We start from the raw sequence: 17481 nt of genomic DNA, 5'->3' as shown, positions 1-17481 counted from the left end.
CTACCTGACCGTCCGCTCCGGCTCGGCGCGTTCCGGGGCGGTGCGGCTGAGGAAGAGCGCGAACACCGGCGGCCGGCCCTGGAGGAGTTCCAGGCGGCCGCCGTCGGCTTCGGCGAGGTCGCGGGCGACGGCCAGGCCGATGCCGGTGGAGTTGCGGCCGCTGATGGCCCGCTCGAAGATCCGGTTGCCGAGGTCGGGCGGGACCCCGGGGCCCTCGTCCGTGACCTCGATGACGGCCTGGTTGCCGGTCACGCGGGTGCGCAGGGCGACGGTGCCGCCGCCGTGCATGAGCGCGTTCTCCACCAGGGTCGCCAGCACCTGCGAGACCGCCCCCGGGGTGCCGACGGCCCGCATGCCGGTCTTGCCGGAGCGCACGACGGCCCGTCCGGCGCTGCGGTAGGCCGGCCGCCACTCCTCCAGCTGCTGCTTGACGATCTCGTCCAGGTCGAAGGGGACCGCCGAGCCGGTCCGGGGGTCCCGGGAGTTCGTCAGGAGCCGCTGGACCACGTCCGTGAGCCGCTCCACCTGGGTGAGGGCGATGGTCGCCTCCTCCCGTACGGTCTCCAGGTCGTCGGTGACGGTGATCTCCTCGAGCCGCATCGACAGGGCGGTGAGGGGGGTGCGCAGCTGGTGCGAGGCGTCGGCGGCCAGGCGCCGCTCGGCGGTCAGCATGCGGGCGATCCGCTCCGCGCTGGAGTCCAGTACGTCGGCGACCCGGTCCAGCTCGGGAACGCCGTAGCGCTTGTGCCGGGGCCGCGGGTCGCCGGAACCCAGCCGTTCGGCGGTCTCGGCGAGGTCGGTGAGCGGGGAGGCCAGCCGGTTGGCCTGGCGCACGGCGAGCAGTACGGCCGCCACGACGGCCAGCAGCGCCACGGCGCCGACCACGGCCAGCGTGCGCCCTACCTCCCTGGTGACCGTGTCCCGGGTCTCCTCGACCACCACGAGCACGCCCTGCTCCCCGCGCGCGGTGCCCCGGATGACGCTTCCGTCGATCCGGTCGCCGACCTCGACGGCGGGCCGGCCGGGGATGGTGATGCGGGCGTACGTGCCGAGGTCGAGCTGTTCGGCGAGCGCGCCGGCGTCGACCGGCTCGTGCTCCAGGACGTCCGCCTCGACGATGCCGAGCAGCCGCAGCGCCTCGGAGCCGATGCGGTCCTGGGCGCTGCTGGTGATGGTCCGGGTCTCCACGATGACGAGGGAGACCCCGAACACGGCGATCACGACGAGCACCACGGCGAGCGTGGAGTTGATGAGGCGGCGGCGCATGCCCTAGAGCATGCCCGATGCCCCGGGGGGCGGGGGGTCAGCTCCTCTCGAAGCGGAAGCCGACGCCCCGGACGGTGGCGATGTAGCGGGGGTTGGCGGCGTCGTCGCCGAGCTTCTTGCGGAGCCAGGAGATGTGCATGTCGAGGGTCTTGGTGGAGGACCACCAGGTGGTGTCCCAGACCTCGCGCATCAGCTGGTCGCGGGTGACGACGCGGCCGGCGTCGCGGACCAGGACGCGCAGCAGGTCGAACTCCTTGGCGGTGAGCTGGAGCTCCTCCTCCCCTATCCACGCGCGGTGCGATTCGACGTCGATGCGCACGCCGTGGGTGGCGGGGGCCTGGCTGGCCTCGGTGGCGCCGCGCCGCAGCAGGGCCCGGACGCGGGCCAGCAGCTCGGCGAGGCGGAAGGGCTTGGTGACGTAGTCGTCGGCGCCCGCGTCGAGGCCGACGACCGTGTCGACCTCGTCGGCCCGGGCGGTGAGCACCAGGATCGGGAAGCCGTGGCCTTCGGCGCGCAGCCGCCGGGCCACTTCCAGGCCGTCCATCCCGGGCAGGCCCAGGTCCAGGACGACGAGGTCGACGCCGCCCTGGAGTCCGGCGTCCAGGGCGGTGGGGCCGTCCTCCCGGACCTCGACCTCGTACCCCTCCCGGCGCAGGGCGCGGGCGAGGGGTTCCGAGATGGATGCGTCGTCCTCGGCGAGCAGTACACGCGTCATGTGGGTGATGGTAGTCCGCGGCGGCTGGAAGCAGGCCCTTGCCCGCACACCCCTCTCGAACAGGGGTTATTGACTACTATCCGCCTTCGAACATGATGGATCGGTTCCCTGAAAGCCTGTGATCCATCTCTCAAGTCCTTCCATATGCGGCGGTGTCCTGTCGTATGGTGGCGAGACGCCTGATGCACTACCCAGGGGATCTTTGTGCCGAAATCCGCGCCGAAGACCTCAAATTCTGCTCTGGTCGGTTGATCCGGCCCAGATGACAGTGAATGACCTATGGGCCGGGCCCGGCGCGCGAGGAGGCGCGCAGGGCGTGGATCCCGGTTACGGCTGCTCCTTCGCCCCCATCACGGGGGACGAGACCCCTGGGCGTGGGGGAGGCGGCCGCCGCCGGTGCCGGCCACCCCCCACCGGGCGCTGAACAGCTCACGAAGCCGAGCGTCCCGAGCAAGCAAGGATCGACCATGGCTTCCAGCCTGACGAAGGACTCGCCGAGCGCAGCTCACGAGAAAACCGTCCTCGGCCACCCCGTTGGCCTGGCCACGCTGTTCATGACCGAGATGTGGGAGCGGTTCTCCTACTACGGCATGCGTGCGCTTCTCGTCCTGTACCTGGTCTCCGGCGGTGTCGACGCCGCGACCGACAGCCAGGGCGGCGGCCTCGGCTTCACCGCGGCGACGGCCACGGCGATCTACTCCGTGTACGTGGCGATGGTCTACCTCATGGCCATGCCCGGCGGCTGGTTCGGCGACCGCGTCTGGGGTGCCCGCAAGACGGTCGCCATCGCCGGTGGCGTGATCATGGCCGGCCACCTGTCGCTCGCGCTGCCCGGTCAGATCGCGTTCTTCGTCGGTCTGCTGCTGGTCGCGGTCGGCTCCGGTCTGCTGAAGGCCAACATCTCCACGATGGTCGGCCACCTCTACAAGAACGTGGACGACCCGCGCCGTGACAGCGGTTTCACGATCTTCTACATCGGCATCAACGTCGGTGCCCTGCTCGCCCCGGTCGGCATCGGCATGGTCGGCGAGCTCGTGAACTGGCACCTCGGCTTCGCCCTCGCCGCCGTCGGCATGGGCATCGGCCTCGTGATCTACCTGCTCGCCGGCCGCACCCTGAGCCCGCAGAGCAGCCTGGTCCCGAACCCGCTGTCCGCCGCCGAGCGCAAGGCCGTGATCGTCAAGGCCCTCGCCGCCCTGGCCGTCGTCGCCGTCTTCTACGGCGCCGTGGTCGCGGCGGACATGTTCACCATCAAGTGGGCGCTGTACCCGATCACGATCGCCGGTCTGATCATTCCGGTCGCCGTCCTCGTCCGCATCAAGCGGGACAAGGACCTGTCCGCCGTCGAGCAGACCCGGATGAGCGCCTACATCTGGTTCTTCGTGGCCGCCGCCGTCTTCTGGATGATCTACGACCAGGGCGGTTCGACCCTCTCGCTCTTCGGTGACAAGAACTCCGAGCGCAGCCTGCTCGGCTGGGAGGTCCCGACCACCATCTTCCAGTCGCTGAACCCGCTCTTCGTGGTGGCCCTGGCCCCGGTCTTCGCCGCCGCCTGGGTGGCCCTGGCCCGCCGCAACCGCGAGCCCAGCACCATCGTGAAGTTCTCGGCGGCCCTGATCATCGTCGGCGCCTCGTTCTTCGTCTTCGCCGTGCCGCTGAGCCAGACCGCGGGCAACGACACCAAGGTCACCATGTGGTGGCTGGTGCTGATCTTCCTGATGCACACGCTCGCCGAGCTGTGCCTGTCCCCGGTCGGCCTGTCGGTCACCACGAAGATGGCTCCGCAGAAGTACGGCTCCCAGATGATGGGCGTCTGGTTCCTGGCCGTCACCGCCGGTGACTGCATCACCGGTCTGCTCGGTCTGGCCGAGGTGCAGCTGAACGGCGTGGGGATCATCCTCTTCCAGGCCGCCGCCGCCGTGCTCGCCGGTGTGGCGATCTACATGTACCGCCAGAAGGTCAACGCGCTGATGGGCGACATGAACTGACGCGCCCCGCGCGAGCGGTGAACGGCCCGGCACACCGGAAGGTGTGCCGGGCCGTTCCGTTGTCCGCGTACGGGTCAACGGGTGCCGCGCAGGCGGCGCCACGGGGTGAAGGTGAAGACCGCGCCGCCGAGGAGGATCACGGTGCCGGCGACCAGGGCCAGTGCCTCGAGGCCGCCCTCGTCGTCGGCGCCGGTCTCGGCGAGGCCGCCCGAGGCGGCCGAGGAGCCGCCGGTGGTGGAGCCGCCGGTGGTGGAGCCGCCGGTGGTGGAGCCGGAGCCGCCCGGCTGGGCGGTGGTGTCCAGCTCCAGGGAGACCCCGCTGCCGGCCGCCTTGCACGGCACGTTGATCGGGGTGGAGCCCGGGGCCATCGTGACGTCGATCGTCAGCTGGTCGGGGCTCAGCGTCACCTTGCCCGTCTTGCCGGGCTTGTAGGTGCCGGTCATGTCGCTGAGGCTGACGGGGGCCTTGTCGGGGATCGGCTCGGCGTTCGCCGGGCCGGTGACCTTGACCGTGCCGCTGTCGGCGCCGCCCAGCTTGATGTCCATCGAGGGCTTGAGGGCCCCGGCGGGCAGGGCCATGGGCGCGGCCATGGCTCCCTTGGCGGTCTTGACCGTGAGGTCGTAGGCGCCGCCCGCGTTCTTCCTGGCGTTGACGGTGACCGGGGTCTTGATGCCGCCGGGGACGACCGCGCCGCAGTCGTAGGCCACCTCGACGGGCTTGCCGGGGAAGTCGGTCTGGCCGCCGCCCCCGCCGGTGGTGCCGCCCGTGGTGGTGCCGCCGGACGTGGTGGTGGTGCCGCCCGTGGTGGAGCCGCCGGACGTGCCGCCGGACGTGGTGGTGCCGCCGGACGTGCCGCCGGACGTGGTGGTGCCGCCGGAGGTGGTGGAGCCGCCGGTCGTCGTGCCGCCGCTGCCTCCGCCGCCCGACACGTCGATGGTCGCCCCGCCCTTCACCTCGCCGACCGGGGAGCACTTGGTGACGAAGGTGCCGAAGGAGAAGGTGACCGCGACCTCGTACCTGCCCGGGGTGACGGTGATCTTCCCGGCCTTGGTCAGCTTCAGCTTGCCCTTCATGGTGGACATCACCATGGGGGCCTTCTTCGGTATCTCCGGGTTCTTCTTCTCCCCGACGACCTTGACCTCCCCTCCCCCGCCGCCGACGGTGAGCCAGCCGGTGGGCTGCACCGAATCCTTGGGGATCACCATCAGGTCGGTGTTGTTCGAGGCGGGCTTCACCGTCTCCCACGACACGTCGACCTCGTCGCCGACCTTGGCCGTGGCCGGGGCGGTGATCCTGGCGGTGGTCTCGCCCTCCACCGGATCACCGCCGCCGGCCGGCGGCACGCACGTGACCTTGAACGTGGCCTCGGCGGCCTGGGCGGGGGAAGCCGCCACGGCGATACCCGCGCCGCCGAGCAGCAGCGCGGCCACGGCCGCGCTCGCCCTCCGTTGGGTCTTCACGATGGTCCCTTCGTCGTCGGAGTGTGATCGGACGGTGCGGACGTCTGCGGGGGCCGCGGGTCCCGCGGCCCCGGGGTGAACCACGGCAGGACCTCCGTCGGGGCGTCGGACGCCCCTGCGGCGGGGGCCTCCGGCGGGCGCGCGGTCGACGCCGGGCCCGGGGAGGCCGCGTCGGGCGCCTTGCGGGCGCCCCGGTGGCGGCCGGGGACCCCGGGGCGGGGACGGACCCGGTCGACGACGGCCATGCCGAGGCGGAAGAGCGCCGTCGGGACCACCACCAGGAGCAGGCCCCAGAACAGCAGCACCCCGTACGGGCGGTCCACGCCCCAGGGCTGCGCGGCCAGGACGGCGTCCCCGTACTTGAGGGAGACGGTGTAGTCGCCGTGGGCGCCCGCCGGCAGCGCCACGTCCAGCGCGACCTCCGCCTTGCCGCCCGGCGGGATCGTCCCCTTCCAGCGGGCCTCCTCCCACACCGGGGCGAAGACGCCGTGCGCGGTGCCGAGCTGGAAGACGGGGTCCTTGACCGGGGCCGCGCCGAGGTTGCCGACGGTGGCGGTGAACCTGCGGCCGGGCGGGGCGCCGAACCAGGTCAGCACCCCGTCCCCGCCCTCGAGCCGGACCCCCGTCAGCACCGCCAGCCGGGCGGTGCCGGACTCGGCGGGCAGGTCCGCCACCGGATGGCCGGTGATCCTGATCGGCACCGCCACCGTGGCCCGGTCCCCGTTGACGGAGGTCACGTGGACCACGCAGGGGCACGGCTTGGGCGGTTCCGCGACCGGCAGCCGGGCGGTGAAACGGCCCTCCTCGCCGACGGAGACGGCCGCCCCTTCGGCGTTCGCGCAGCTGTTGGTGCCGCCGATCATGTTCTGGCCGCAGACCAGCAGCATGACGAGGGTCTTCGCCCGCCAGCCGGTGCCGGTGACCGTGATCTCGGTGCCCTTGGCCGCCTCCTGGAGGGAGAGGGCCGCGGTGGGCTTCGCGTCGTCGGCGGCGGCGGGGACGGCGGCCGGGAGCAGCGGGAGCAGCGCCAGGGCGAGCGCCGCCAGGGCCGCGCCGAGGAGGGGCGCGGGCTTCGCGCCGGCCGTGCGGTTCACCTGGGGGCTCCCGTCAGCTCGTGCCCGTGCTCCTGCTCCTGCCCGTGCTCCTGCTCCTGCTCGCGTTCCGCGTCGGAGGCCCGCGGGCGCCCGGGCGGCCCGTACGGCTCCGCGCGCCGAGACCGCCGGGTGCGCCGGGCCCGTACGAGGAGCAGCGCGGCCGTTACGGTCCCCCCGGCGGTGAGCAGGGCCGCGGCGGCCAGGGCGGTCCTGCCGCCGGGGGCCAGCCATGCCGGGGCGGTGGCGGTGGCCGGGGCCGCTCCGGGGGCGGTGACGGTGAGGGTGAGGGCGACCCGGTCGAGGGCGGGCGCCGCGGGCCAGGGCTCGCTCAGCCGGGCCCGCCGGCCGGGCAGCAGCTCGAGCGGCAGGGTGCGGGCGGGCCGGGCGGGGATCTCGTGGAGGGTGCCCTCGGCACTCAGGGCGAGTGCGGGGACGAGGGCGACGTTGCCCCGGTTGACCAGGGTGTAGTCGATGACGGCGGCCGCGCCGTGGCCGCGTACGGAGACGTCCTCGACGGTGAGCGCGGCCACCGCCGGGCCGCCGACCCGCAGGTGGACCGGTGTCCCGGTCTCGCGGCCGGCCTCCGAGGCGACGACGGCGGCCGGGTGGTCGCCGGGCGGGGCGGCGGGAGGCACGGTGACCGTGAAGGGGACCACCGCGCGGGTGCGGGGCGGGAGCGTCACCGTGGTGGCCCTGCCGAAGCTGATCCAGGAGCCCGCGCCGGAGCCGCTGCCCGCCGGGCGGGCGCCGGACCCCGGCGCGGCGGGGCGGACGGCGAGGGTTCCGTCGGGGGTGTGGTGGGCGTCGGCCCCGCGCAGGGTGACGGTGTGCTCGCGGTCGTCGGGGTTGTCGAGGGCGAGGCGGTCCTCGAGGACGGTCCCCGCGGGGCCGGTGAGGTAGAAGTACGGGCGCGCGGGGCCGGGGCGGGCGGTGGCCGGCCCGGCGGTCCAGCCGGGTCCCTCGGCGGCCTCGGCCGGGGCGCCGTACAGGGTGGCGGCGGCCGCGTACGGGACGGCGGCGGCGAGGAGGGCGAGGAGTGCGGCGGCGGGCCGCTCGGGGGCGTGGAGCACGGGTGGGCGCTCCGTTCAGGGCCGGGCCCGCCGGGGCTGCCGGGCCCGCCGGGTCAGCCAGAGCACCCCGGCGGCGCCGGAGAGCAGCACGGTGGCACCGAGGGTGCCGAGGGCGAGGGCGGAGTCGGCGGGGCCGGTCTGCGGCAGGGTGGGCTCGCCGGCCGCTGCGCCGGGCTGGGAGGCGCCGCCTCCGGCCGCCGTGACGTCCAGCTCCAGGGACGGTCGGGGGCTGTTGCCCGGGGTGCAGGTGGTGGTGGTGCCCATGGCCTTGATGGTGAGGACGCCCGCGGTGAAGGTGACCTTGCCGCTCTTCTTCGGGGTGTAGGTGCCGGAGAGGTCGGTGATCTTGATGGGGGTGTTGGCGGGGGCGGCCTCGGGGTTGGGCGGTCCGGAGACGGGCACGGAGGCCTTCTCCGCGCCGTCGGCCATGATCACGGCGCTGGGGTTCATCGCGCCCTTGCCGAGCTCGATGGGGCTGGAGGAGACGCCCTTCTGGAAGGACATCGTCAGCTTGTAGCCGTCGCCCTCCTTGACGGCCTTGATGTCGATGGGCGAGACCGCCGACTTGTCGCCGATCGGGGTCTTGCAGTCGTACTGGACGTCGACCACGTCGGCGTGGGCCGCGGGGGCGGCGAGCAGGACGGCGGATCCGGCGAGCGCGGACGCCAGCGCCAGTGCGGTGGAACGTTTCCGGTCGGACACCTTCGTCTTCCCCTCGGCCACGACTTACTGACGGCACATCAGATCGGTGGCACAAGGTACGCCCGGGACCTCGCGGAGGGAAGACAAAGGGCGGCCGGCGCTTCGGGCGGTGCGCGGGCGGGCGGGCGCCGCAGCGGGCCAGGCGGTGCCCGCCCGCTGCCGGACACCGCCGGTCAGGCGGCGCGCACCCCCCGCTGCCAGACGGCGGAGACGAGCGGGACGCCCGGCCGGTAGGCGAGGTGGACGTGGCTCGGGGCGTCGAGCAGGGCCAGGTCCGCGCGGGCACCGGGCGCCAGACGGCCGATGTCGCCCCGGCGCAGGGCGCGGGCTCCGCCGGCGGTGGCGGACCACAGCGCCTCGTCGGGGGTCATGCCCATGTCCCGGACGGCGAGCGCGATGCAGAACGGCATGGAACTCGTGTACGAGGAACCGGGGTTGCAGTCGGTCGACAGGGCCACGGTGGCGCCCGCGTCGAGCAGCCGGCGGGCGTCGGGCCACTGGGCGCGGGTGGAGAACTCGGCGCCGGGCAGCAGGGTCGCGACGGTGACGCCGGCCGCCTGGGCGAGGGCGTCCACGTCGGCGTCGGTGAGGTGGGTGCAGTGGTCGGCGGAGGCGGCTTCGAGTTCGACGGCGAGCTGTACGCCGGGGCCGTGGGAGAGCTGGTTGGCGTGGACGCGCGGGATCAGACCGGCGGCGGCGCCGGCGGTGAGGACGGCGCGGGCCTGCTCGCCGTCGAAGGCGCCCTTCTCGCAGAAGACGTCCACCCAGCGGGCGTGCGGGGCGCAGGCCTCCAGCATCTCGCCGGTGACGAGGTCGACGTAGCCCGCCGGGTCGTCGGCGTAGTCGGGGGAGACGATGTGCGCGCCGAGGTAGGTGACCTCCTCGGTGTGCGCGGAGGCGATGCGCAGGGCGCGGGCCTCGTCGGTGACGGTGAGGCCGTAGCCGGACTTGGTCTCGAAGGTGGTGGTGCCCTGGCGGCGGGCTTCGTGGAGGTGGCGCAGCAGGTTGGCCTCCAGCTCCGCGTCGGTGGCGGCGCGGGTGGCGGCGACGGTGGTGCGGATGCCTCCGGCGGAGTAGGCGCGGCCGGACATCCGGGCGTTGAACTCGGCGGTGCGGTCGCCCGCGAAGACGAGGTGGCTGTGGGAGTCGACGAAGCCGGGGATGACGGCGCGGCCCTTCGCGTCGAAGGACGCGTCGGCGGCGGGGGCGGCGCCGGCGGGGCCGGTCCAGGCGATGGTGTCGCCGTCCATGACGAGCGCGGCGTCCTCGATGAGGCCGAGGGGGCCGCCGTCGCCCTGGGCGGGGTCGTTGGTGACGAGGCTGCCGATGTTGGTGATGACGGTGGTGCTCATGGGTTCCTCTCGGGAGGTTCCGGTCCCGGCGGCGTCAGCCGCGGACGGCCGCGATCGATGCGGCGAGGGCGGCGGCGACGTCCCCGACCAGCGTGTGGGCGCCGTCGCGGACCACGTGCCGGCCCCCGACCACCGTGTGGCGGACGTCGGCGGCCGAGGCGGCGAAGACGGCCGTCTCCGCGCCGAGGCGCGGCAGCGGGCCGGCGGTGCGTACGGAGTCCAGCGCGACGGTGGTGAAGTCCGCCAGGGCGCCCGTCTCCAGGCGGCCGGCGTCCGGCAGGCCCAGCGCGGCGTGCCCGTCGGCGGTGGCGGCCGTCAGCAGGGCGTTCGCGGTCCAGTGCCCCCGCGTCCGGCTGCGCAGCCGCTCGTTGAGCTCCATCGCCCGCGCCTCCTCCAGCAGGTCGATCACGGCGTGGCTGTCGCTGCCGAGCGACAGCGGGCTGCCCGCCCGCTGGAGCCGGCCGGCCGGGCCGATGCCGTCGGCGAGGTCGCGTTCGGTGGTGGGGCACATGCAGGTGCCGGTGGAGGTCCCGCCGAGCAGGGCGATGTCCGCGTCCGTCAGGTGCGTGTTGTGGACGCCGGTGGTGCGCGGGCCGAGCACCCCGTGGTCGGCGAGCAGCTCCGTGGGCGTGCACCCGTGGGCGGCCCGGCAGGCGTCGTTCTCGGCGGTCTGCTCGGACAGGTGGACGTGCAGGGGCGCCCGCCGCTCCCGCGCCCAGTCGGCGACCGTGCCGAGCCGGCCGGCGGGTACGGCGCGCACGGAGTGGATCGCCGCGCCGATCAGCGCGTGCTCCCGGGGCTTGAGCGCGGACACCCGTTCGGCCCAGGCGTCGGCGGTGCCGTCGGAGAACCGCAGCTGGTGCGCGTTCGGCGCCTCCCCGAAGCCGGAGGACAGGTACGCGGTGTCGAGGAGCGTGATGCGGATGCCCGCCGCGGCCGCCGCCTCGATCAGGGCCTCGCCCATGGCGTTCGGGTCGGCGTAGGGGGTGCCGCCGGGCGCGTGGTGGACGTAGTGGAACTCGCCGACGTTGGTGATGCCGGCCAGGGCCATCTCGGCGTACACGGCGCGGGCGAGGTCGAAGTAGCTGTCCGGGGTGAGGTTCTGGGCGACCTCGTACATGACGTCGCGCCAGGTCCAGAAGGTGCCCGAGCCGACCTGCACCACCGAGCGCAGGGCCCGGTGGAAGGCGTGGCTGTGGGCGTTGGCCAGGCCCGGCAGGGTCAGGCCGCGCAGCACCTCCGCGCCGGGGGGCGGGGTGGCGGTCCCGGTGCGCAGGGCGGTGATCCGCCCGTCGGCCGACACGTCGAGGGCCACGCCCGGTTCGACGGCGTCGCCGAGCCAGGCGTGTTCCAGCCAGTACGTCTTCAGCGGCATGCCAGGCCTTCCAGTACGTCGGCGAGGGCGAGGACACCGGCCACGCAGTCGTCCTCGGCCGCGAACTCCCTCGGGGAGTGGGAGACGCCGGTGGGGTTGCGTACGAACAGCATCGCGGTCGGGGCCGATCCGGAGAGGATGCCGGCGTCGTGTCCCGCGCCCGTGCCGAGGACCGGGACGGACCCGCCCAGGATCCGGTTGAGCTCGTCGCGCAGGGCGTGCCCGAACTCGACGACCGGGGTGAAGGACTCCCGTACGACGGTCAGGTCGATGCCGTCGCGGTCGGCGTGTTCGCGGGCCGCCTTCTCGACGGCCGTGACGACCGTGTCGAGGGTGGCCTGGTCGGCGGCGCGGGAGTCGAGCCAGCCCCGGACGAGGGAGGGGATGGCGTTGACGCCGTTCGGCTCGACGGAGATCTTGCCGAAGGTGGCGACGGCGCCGGCGAGGGCCGCCTCCTGGCGGGCGGCGAGCACGGTCCGCGCGTACGCGAGCATCGGGTCGCGGCGGTCCACGAGGCGGGTGGTGCCCGCGTGGTTGGCCTCGCCGTGGAAGTCGAACCGCCAGCGGCCGTGCGGCCAGATCGCGGAGGCGATGCCGACGCGGTCGCCGGACAGGTCGAGGGCGCGGCCCTGTTCGACGTGCAGCTCGACGAAGGCGCCGATGCGGGCGAGGCGTTCGGGGTCGGGGCCGATGGTCTGCGGGTCGTACCCGGCGGCCTCCATGGCCCGCGGCAGGCTGACGCCGTCGGCGTCGCGCATTTCGTACGCCTTCTCCCTGGTCAGCTGTCCGGCGGCGAGCCGGGAGCCGACGCAGGCCAGCCCGAAGCGGGCGCCCTCCTCGTCACCGAAGTTGGTGATGGCCAGCGGCCGGGTGGGGGCGGCGCCGCGGGCGCGGAGCTCGTCCAGGGCGGCGAAGGAGGACACCACTCCGAGGGGGCCGTCGAAGGCCCCGCCGTCGGGGACGGAGTCCAGGTGGGAGCCGGTGACCACGGCGTCCCCGGCGAGGGGGTCGCCGAGCCAGGCCCACTGGTTGCCGTTGCGGTCCACCTCGTACGTCAGCCCGCGGTCCTCGGCCTGCGCCCGGAACCAGGCCCGGCAGTCGGCGTCGGCGCCGGTCCAGGCGTAGCGGCGGTAGCCGCCGCTGCCGCTGTCGCGGCCGATCGGGGCGAGGTCGGCCCACATGGTGTGGAAGGAGGACGCCGTCCCCGGCCGGGCGGCGGCCGGGGACGGGTCGTGGGACGAGGTCACGCGGGGTCACCCTCGCGCATCGGGACGCGGACGCCGCGCTCGTCGGCGACCGTCTCGGCGATGTCGTAGCCGGCGTCGACGTGGCGGATGACGCCCATGCCGGGGTCGTTGGTGAGGACGCGGCGGATCTTCTCGCCGGCCAGCGGGGTGCCGTCGGCGACGGTGACCTGGCCGGCGTGGATGGAGCGGCCCATGCCGACGCCGCCGCCGTGGTGGATGGACACCCAGGAGGCGCCGGAGGCCACGTTCACCATGGCGTTGAGCAGCGGCCAGTCGGCGATCGCGTCGGAGCCGTCGAGCATGGCCTCGGTCTCGCGGTAGGGGGACGCCACGGAGCCGCAGTCGAGGTGGTCGCGGCCGATGGCCAGCGGGGCGGCCAGCTCGCCGCTCGCGACCATGTCGTTGAAGCGCTCGCCGGCCCGGTCGCGCTCGCCGTAGCCGAGCCAGCAGATGCGGGCGGGCAGGCCCTGGAAGTGCACGCGCTCGCCGGCCATCTTGATCCAGCGGTGCAGGGACTCGTTCTCCGGGAAGAGCTCGAGCATCGCCTTGTCGGTCTTGGCGATGTCCGACGCCTCGCCGGACAGGGCGGCCCAGCGGAAGGGGCCCTTGCCCTCGCAGAACAGGGGGCGGATGTAGGCGGGGACGAAGCCGGGGAAGGCGAAGGCGCGGTCGTAGCCGGCCAGCTGGGCCTCGCCGCGGATCGAGTTGCCGTAGTCGAAGACCTCGGCGCCGGCGTCCATGAAGCCGACCATGGCCTCGACGTGCCGGGCCATGGACTCGCGGGCGCGGGTGGTGAAGCCCGCCGGGTCCTTGGCGGCGTAGTCGGCCATGTCGTCGAAGTCGACGCCGACGGGCAGGTAGGAGAGCGGGTCGTGGGCGCTCGTCTGGTCGGTGACGATGTCGATCGGCGCGCCCTCGGCCAGCATCCGCGGGAGCAGCTCGGCGGCGTTGCCGAGGAGGCCGATGGAGAGCGGCCTGCGGGCGTCGCGGGCCTCGGTGGCCAGCTGGAGGGCGTGGGCCAGGCTGTCGGCCTTCACGTCGAGGTAGCGGTGCTCGATGCGGCGCTCGATGGCGCGCGGGTCGACGTCGACGCAGATGGCGACGCCGTCGTTCATCGTCACGGCCAGCGGCTGGGCACCGCCCATGCCGCCGAGGCCGGCGGTGAGGGTGATGGTGCCGGCCAGGGTGCCGCCGAACTTCTTCGCCGCGACGGCCGCGAAGGTCTCGTACGTGCCCTGGAGGATGCCCTGGGTGCCGATGTAGATCCAGGAGCCGGCCGTCATCTGGCCGTACATGGTCAGGCCGAGGTGCTCCAGCCGGCGGAACTCCTCCCAGTTGGCCCAGTCGCCGACCAGGTTGGAGTTGGCGAGCAGGACGCGCGGCGCCCACTCGTGGGTCTGCATCACGCCGACCGGGCGGCCGGACTGGACGAGCATGGTCTCGTCCTGCTTGAGGGTGCGCAGGGTGCGGACCATCGCGTCGAAGGAGCGCCAGTCGCGGGCGGCCTTGCCGGTGCCGCCGTAGACGACGAGCTTGTCGGGGTGCTCCGCGACCTCGGGGTCGAGGTTGTTCTGCAGCATCCGGAGGGCGGCCTCCTGCTGCCATCCCAGGGTGCTGAGCTCGGTGCCTCGCGCGGCCCGTACGGGGCGGGGTCCTGACATGGCTGGTGCCTCCTCCGGTGTTGGTCAATCCATTCACATCCTCGCGGCATGAATAGTTCCAGTCAACAGCTGCGGGCGGGTCGGCCTGATGATGGGATGGCGGACATGGCCGCCGAGACTCACACGCAGGGCACCGCCGAACGCCGCGACCGGGCCGTACGGGCCGCCGTGGAGCAGGGACTGCTGGAGCGCGAGCCGGTGGTCTGCCTGCTGGACGTGGCCGGTATCCGCGCCTCCGCCGCCGCCCTGGCCGGCGCGTTCGGGGCCGCCCTGCCGCCCGGCACGCCCGTCCTGCACACCTTCGCGGTGAAGGCCGCCCCGCTGGTCCCCGTCCTGCGCCTGCTCGCGGAGGCCGGGATCGGCTGCGAGGCGGCCGGCCCCGGCGAGCTCGCCCTGGCCCGGGCCGCCGGAGTCCCGGCGGAGCGGACGGTCCTGGACTCCCCCGCGAAGACGGTGGAGGAACTGCGCGCGGCGCTGGCCCTGGGGGTCGCCGTCAACGCCGACAACCGGCAGGAGCTGGAGCGCCTTGACGCCCTCGTGGCGGCGGCCCCCACCCGCTCGCCCGTCGGGCTGCGGATCAACCCGCAGACCGGCGCCGGGGCCATCGACGCCCTGTCCACGGCCACCGCCACCTCGAAGTTCGGCTTCCCGCTGCGCGATCCGGGGGCCCGCGAGCGGCTCGTACGGGCCTTCGTGGAACGGCCGTGGCTGAGCCGGCTGCACACCCACTCGGGCTCGCAGGGCGTGCCGCTGGCGCTGATCGCACAGGGGGTGCGGGAGCTGCACGCGCTGGCCGGGGAGATCAACGCGGCGGCCGGGGAACGGCGGGTCGACACCCTCGACATCGGCGGCGGACTGCCGGTGAACTTCGCCTCGGACGAGCACACCCCGGGCTGGGAGGCGTACACGGCGGCCCTGCGGGAGGGCGTGCCGGGGCTCTTCGACGGCTCGTACGGGCTGGTCACCGAGTTCGGGCGGTCGCTGCTGGCCAAGCACGGGCTGGTGCTGGCCCGGGTCGAGTACACGAAGGAGGCGGGCGGCCGCCGCATCGCCCTGACCCACGCGGGCGTCCAGCTGGCCACCCGAACGGTGTACGCGCCGGCGGCCTGGCCGCTGCGGATCCTGGCGTACGACGCCACGGGCGCCCCCAGGGACGGCACCCCGGTGGCGCAGGACGTCGCGGGCCCGGCCTGCTTCGCGGGGGACCTGCTGGCCACCGCCCGGGAGCTGCCGGAACTCTCCCCGGGCGACGTGATCGCCGTCCCGGACACCGGCGCGTACTTCTTCACCGCCCACTACGGCTACAACAGCCTCCCCCGCCCGGCGGTCCACGGCTTCACGACCGGCAGCACCCCGCAGGACCCCGTCCGCTTCACCCTGGCCCGCCCGGCACAGACCCTGCCGGAGATCGTCGCGGAGGCGGGCGGCGCCTACCGGGACGCCCTGCTGTAGGGCCGGCCGGAGCGGGCGCGGGGCCGGGCACTGCCGGGCCGGGCGCAGGCGGGGGCAGGCAGCGCAGGCGGGGGCAGGCAGCGCAGGCGGGGGCAGGGCGCAGAGCCGGCCCGGCGGAGCCGGGCGCATGCGGCGGAATCAGGACCAGGCGACGCCACCGGCGCCGGGCGGGGCCGGGCACCGCAGCCATGGCCGGCCGCAGGGCCAGGCGCCGGGACGGGCCCGGAAGGGCCGGAGCGGGAGGCGGGCCGGGCGCCCGGAGGGCCCCGGCCGTTGCCGGCGGGCCGGCGGCGGGGCCCGGCGCGGCGGCCGGCCGGGGGTTACTCCACGAAGAGGCCGCGTGCCGCGGCTCGCGCGTCGAAGGCCTCCAGGCGGGCCTGCGCGTCCGGCAGGGCGTCCGCCATCGCCTCCAGCAGCACCCGGCCCAGCAGCATCGGGGCGCACGCCGTGTCGAAGGCCAGGCCGGTGCCGACCGGCGCCGGGATCAACAGGTCCGAGTGCCGGGCGACGGGCGCGAAGGCCGAGTCGGCGACCGTCACCGCCGTCAGCCCCGCCGCCCGCGCGTGCTCCAGGGCCTCCACCACCTCGCGGGGGTGGCGCGGCAGCGCGAAGCACAGCAGCGCCGAGGCCCCGGCGGCGGCCGCCGCGTCGATGCGGTCGGCGAGCATGGAGCCGCCCTCGTCGAGGAGGCGCACGTCCGGATGCACCTTGGCGGCGAAGTACGCGAACCCGCGCGCCTGCGAGGACGCCGCGCGCAGCCCCAGCACCGGCAGCGGCGCCGAGGCCGCGAGCAGCCGGCCCGCCTCCTCGACCGGCGACGGGTCCGCCAGCATCGCCGAGAGCCGCTGGAGGTTCTCGATCTCGCCCTGCACGGCCTGCTGGTACTCGTTGTACGCGTCCGCGCGCGCCGGCTCCGGACGCCCGGCCGGAGCCACCTCGCGCAGGTGCCGGCGCAGCGCCGGGTACCCGTCGAAACCGAGGGCCACGGCGAACCGGGTCACCGAGGGCTGGCTCACCCCGGCCAGTTCGGCGAGTTCCACGCTCGACAGGAAGGGCACCTCCGCCGCGCCGCGCACCATGCAGTGCGCGATGCGCCGCTGGGTCGGCGTCAGCCGGTGTCCCTCGAACAGCCGTTGCAGCCGTGCGGCCGGGCTGTCGTTCATCGCCGCCCCCTCCGTCCCGTCCCCGGGGAGATATTCAGTCACCCTGCACTCTGCATGCATCTATGCAGCGGAGCAAGCCGTGACCGCGATCCGGATACGGGGGCTATCCCCAGTGCGGGGCCCGGCGGGGGTTCCTAGCGTGGCCTCATGACAGAGCTCAAGAAGGAACTCGCCGCCACGCTGGAGGCCCGGCGGGAGCTCGGGCCCGAGTACGAGGCCGCGCTCGTGGAATCCTTCGTGGACAAGGTCGACACCCAGGTCCGCCGCCGGCTCGCCGAGGAGCGGCTGCGCCGGGAGCGCGGCGGACCCGGCTCCGGCGGCACCCCGGCGAGCGCCTTCGGGGAGCGCTTCGGCTTCGCGATCGTCACGCTGGTGCTGGCCGTTCCGCTGTCGGCCATCGCCATCACCCAGGGCACCGGCGGGCTGGTGGTCGCCTGGGCGGGCATCCTCGGCGTGAACCTCGCGCACGCGGGGCGCGCGCGCCGGCCCGCCCGCGACCCACTGGCCTGACCTGACAGCGTTCCGGCCCGACGGCGCTCCGGCCCCACGGCAGCCGCGCCCGCCCGTCGCGCAAACGGTACGGGGGCGACACGCGACGGCAGCACCGGCTTAACACGGCTGCGCCACAGTGGTGTCGTCGGCGGGGAAGCCCGGGAAGCCGGAACGAACCGGCCCCCCGACACCTCGCACGGCGCCTGCGCATCCCCGGAGCGGCTCCCGGAGCACGCCGGCGCCACGGACGCGGACGGCCCTGACCCGGCCCGTGTCCCGGGCGGGGACCGCCGTCGTCCCGCCCCCCGGTCCGCCGGGGGTGCGGCGGTCCCCGCCTACTTCCCCTACGTCACGCCCAGGCCCGCGCCCGCCCCGGCCCCCGGCCCCCGCACACGCGGCGAGGCGGCGGCCCCGTGGCCCGCCGCCTCCCCCCGCGCTGCGGCT

General features: G+C 74.6%; 14 protein-coding genes. 3 read left to right on the top strand and 11 right to left on the bottom strand.

The genetic code is table 11. From position 1 onward, the window contains the following. Both ACZ514_RS22840 and ACZ514_RS22835 read right to left on the bottom strand, forming a co-directional pair. Window positions 1-1266, bottom strand: coding sequence for an ATP-binding protein (locus ACZ514_RS22840; protein ID WP_468167821.1), 1266 nt, complete (start codon window positions 1264-1266; stop codon window positions 1-3). A gap of 37 nt (window positions 1267-1303) precedes the next feature. Beyond that, the gene (locus tag ACZ514_RS22835; protein ID WP_388939157.1) at window positions 1304-1981 is read right to left on the bottom strand and encodes a response regulator transcription factor; all 678 of its coding nucleotides are present in this window, start codon (window positions 1979-1981) and stop codon (window positions 1304-1306) included. Between the two features lie 467 nt (window positions 1982-2448). Between ACZ514_RS22835 and ACZ514_RS22830 the strand changes: the two genes are divergently transcribed. Next, window positions 2449-3969, top strand: a complete 1521-nt coding sequence (locus ACZ514_RS22830; RefSeq protein ID WP_468167819.1) for a peptide MFS transporter — start codon at window positions 2449-2451, stop codon at window positions 3967-3969. A gap of 74 nt (window positions 3970-4043) precedes the next feature. On the opposite strand, the gene ACZ514_RS22825 is transcribed toward ACZ514_RS22830, so the two are convergent. The 8 genes from ACZ514_RS22825 to hutU form a co-directional block, all read right to left on the bottom strand. Further along, the gene (locus ACZ514_RS22825; RefSeq protein WP_469125519.1) at window positions 4044-5429 is read right to left on the bottom strand and encodes a hypothetical protein; all 1386 of its coding nucleotides are present in this window, start codon (window positions 5427-5429) and stop codon (window positions 4044-4046) included. Further along, complete coding sequence (locus ACZ514_RS22820) at window positions 5426-6523, bottom strand: neocarzinostatin apoprotein domain-containing protein (protein ID WP_468699420.1); 1098 nt, start codon at window positions 6521-6523, stop codon at window positions 5426-5428. The genes ACZ514_RS22825 and ACZ514_RS22820 overlap by 4 nt, the downstream gene beginning before the upstream one ends. Further along, window positions 6520-7593: a COG1470 family protein gene (locus ACZ514_RS22815; protein ID WP_469125518.1), complete on the bottom strand. Its 1074-nt coding sequence runs from the start codon at window positions 7591-7593 to the stop codon at window positions 6520-6522. Before ACZ514_RS22815 ends, ACZ514_RS22820 begins: the two co-directional genes overlap by 4 nt. A gap of 15 nt (window positions 7594-7608) precedes the next feature. Beyond that, on the bottom strand, window positions 7609-8295 hold the full coding sequence (locus ACZ514_RS22810) for an LPXTG cell wall anchor domain-containing protein (protein ID WP_469125517.1): 687 nt from the start codon (window positions 8293-8295) through the stop codon (window positions 7609-7611). Window positions 8296-8468: 173 nt separating this feature from the next. After that, a complete protein-coding gene (gene hutI / locus ACZ514_RS22805) occupies window positions 8469-9647 on the bottom strand; it encodes an imidazolonepropionase (protein ID WP_468167809.1) in 1179 nt (392 codons plus the stop codon). A 34-nt stretch (window positions 9648-9681) separates the two neighbouring features. After that, on the bottom strand, window positions 9682-11022 hold the full coding sequence (locus ACZ514_RS22800) for a formimidoylglutamate deiminase (protein ID WP_468167807.1): 1341 nt from the start codon (window positions 11020-11022) through the stop codon (window positions 9682-9684). Next, entirely contained in the window at window positions 11013-12203 is a 1191-nt protein-coding gene (locus ACZ514_RS22795) for an allantoate amidohydrolase (RefSeq protein ID WP_469125535.1), read from the bottom strand. Before ACZ514_RS22795 ends, ACZ514_RS22800 begins: the two co-directional genes overlap by 10 nt. Window positions 12204-12265: 62 nt before the next feature. Then, a complete protein-coding gene (gene hutU, locus ACZ514_RS22790) occupies window positions 12266-13930 on the bottom strand; it encodes a urocanate hydratase (protein ID WP_468167805.1) in 1665 nt (554 codons plus the stop codon). A 105-nt stretch (window positions 13931-14035) separates the two neighbouring features. On the opposite strand from hutU, the gene ACZ514_RS22785 reads away from it, so the two are divergent. Further along, window positions 14036-15382: a type III PLP-dependent enzyme domain-containing protein gene (locus tag ACZ514_RS22785; protein ID WP_469125516.1), complete on the top strand. Its 1347-nt coding sequence runs from the start codon at window positions 14036-14038 to the stop codon at window positions 15380-15382. A 320-nt stretch (window positions 15383-15702) separates the two neighbouring features. On the opposite strand, the gene ACZ514_RS22780 is transcribed toward ACZ514_RS22785, so the two are convergent. Further along, window positions 15703-16545 carry a MurR/RpiR family transcriptional regulator gene (locus ACZ514_RS22780; protein ID WP_469125515.1) on the bottom strand — a complete coding sequence of 281 codons (843 nt, stop codon included), beginning with the start codon at window positions 16543-16545 and terminating at the stop codon, window positions 15703-15705. Window positions 16546-16692: 147 nt separating this feature from the next. Between ACZ514_RS22780 and ACZ514_RS22775 the strand changes: the two genes are divergently transcribed. Beyond that, complete coding sequence (locus ACZ514_RS22775; protein ID WP_468167799.1) at window positions 16693-17055, top strand: hypothetical protein; 363 nt, start codon at window positions 16693-16695, stop codon at window positions 17053-17055. Window positions 17056-17481 lie beyond the last annotated feature (426 nt).

The organism is Streptomyces sp. NPDC034086 (assembly GCF_055575515.1).
This window is presented reverse-complemented; position numbering and strand designations above follow the sequence as displayed.

Excerpts from the sequence above, each read along its gene's own strand:
- ACZ514_RS22835 (WP_388939157.1), bottom strand. The coding sequence starts at position 1,981 with ATGACGCGTGTACTGCTCGCCGAGGACGACGCATCCATCTCGGAACCC.
- ACZ514_RS22840 (WP_468167821.1), bottom strand. The coding sequence starts at position 1,266 with ATGCGCCGCCGCCTCATCAACTCCACGCTCGCCGTGGTGCTCGTCGTG.
- ACZ514_RS22830 (WP_468167819.1), top strand. The coding sequence starts at position 2,449 with ATGGCTTCCAGCCTGACGAAGGACTCGCCGAGCGCAGCTCACGAGAAA.
- hutU (WP_468167805.1), bottom strand. The coding sequence starts at position 13,930 with ATGTCAGGACCCCGCCCCGTACGGGCCGCGCGAGGCACCGAGCTCAGC.
- ACZ514_RS22795 (WP_469125535.1), bottom strand. The coding sequence starts at position 12,203 with ATGTGGGCCGACCTCGCCCCGATCGGCCGCGACAGCGGCAGCGGCGGC.
- ACZ514_RS22785 (WP_469125516.1), top strand. The coding sequence starts at position 14,036 with ATGGCCGCCGAGACTCACACGCAGGGCACCGCCGAACGCCGCGACCGG.
- ACZ514_RS22780 (WP_469125515.1), bottom strand. The coding sequence starts at position 16,545 with ATGAACGACAGCCCGGCCGCACGGCTGCAACGGCTGTTCGAGGGACAC.
- ACZ514_RS22800 (WP_468167807.1), bottom strand. The coding sequence starts at position 11,022 with ATGCCGCTGAAGACGTACTGGCTGGAACACGCCTGGCTCGGCGACGCC.
- ACZ514_RS22775 (WP_468167799.1), top strand. The coding sequence starts at position 16,693 with ATGACAGAGCTCAAGAAGGAACTCGCCGCCACGCTGGAGGCCCGGCGG.
- hutI (WP_468167809.1), bottom strand. The coding sequence starts at position 9,647 with ATGAGCACCACCGTCATCACCAACATCGGCAGCCTCGTCACCAACGAC.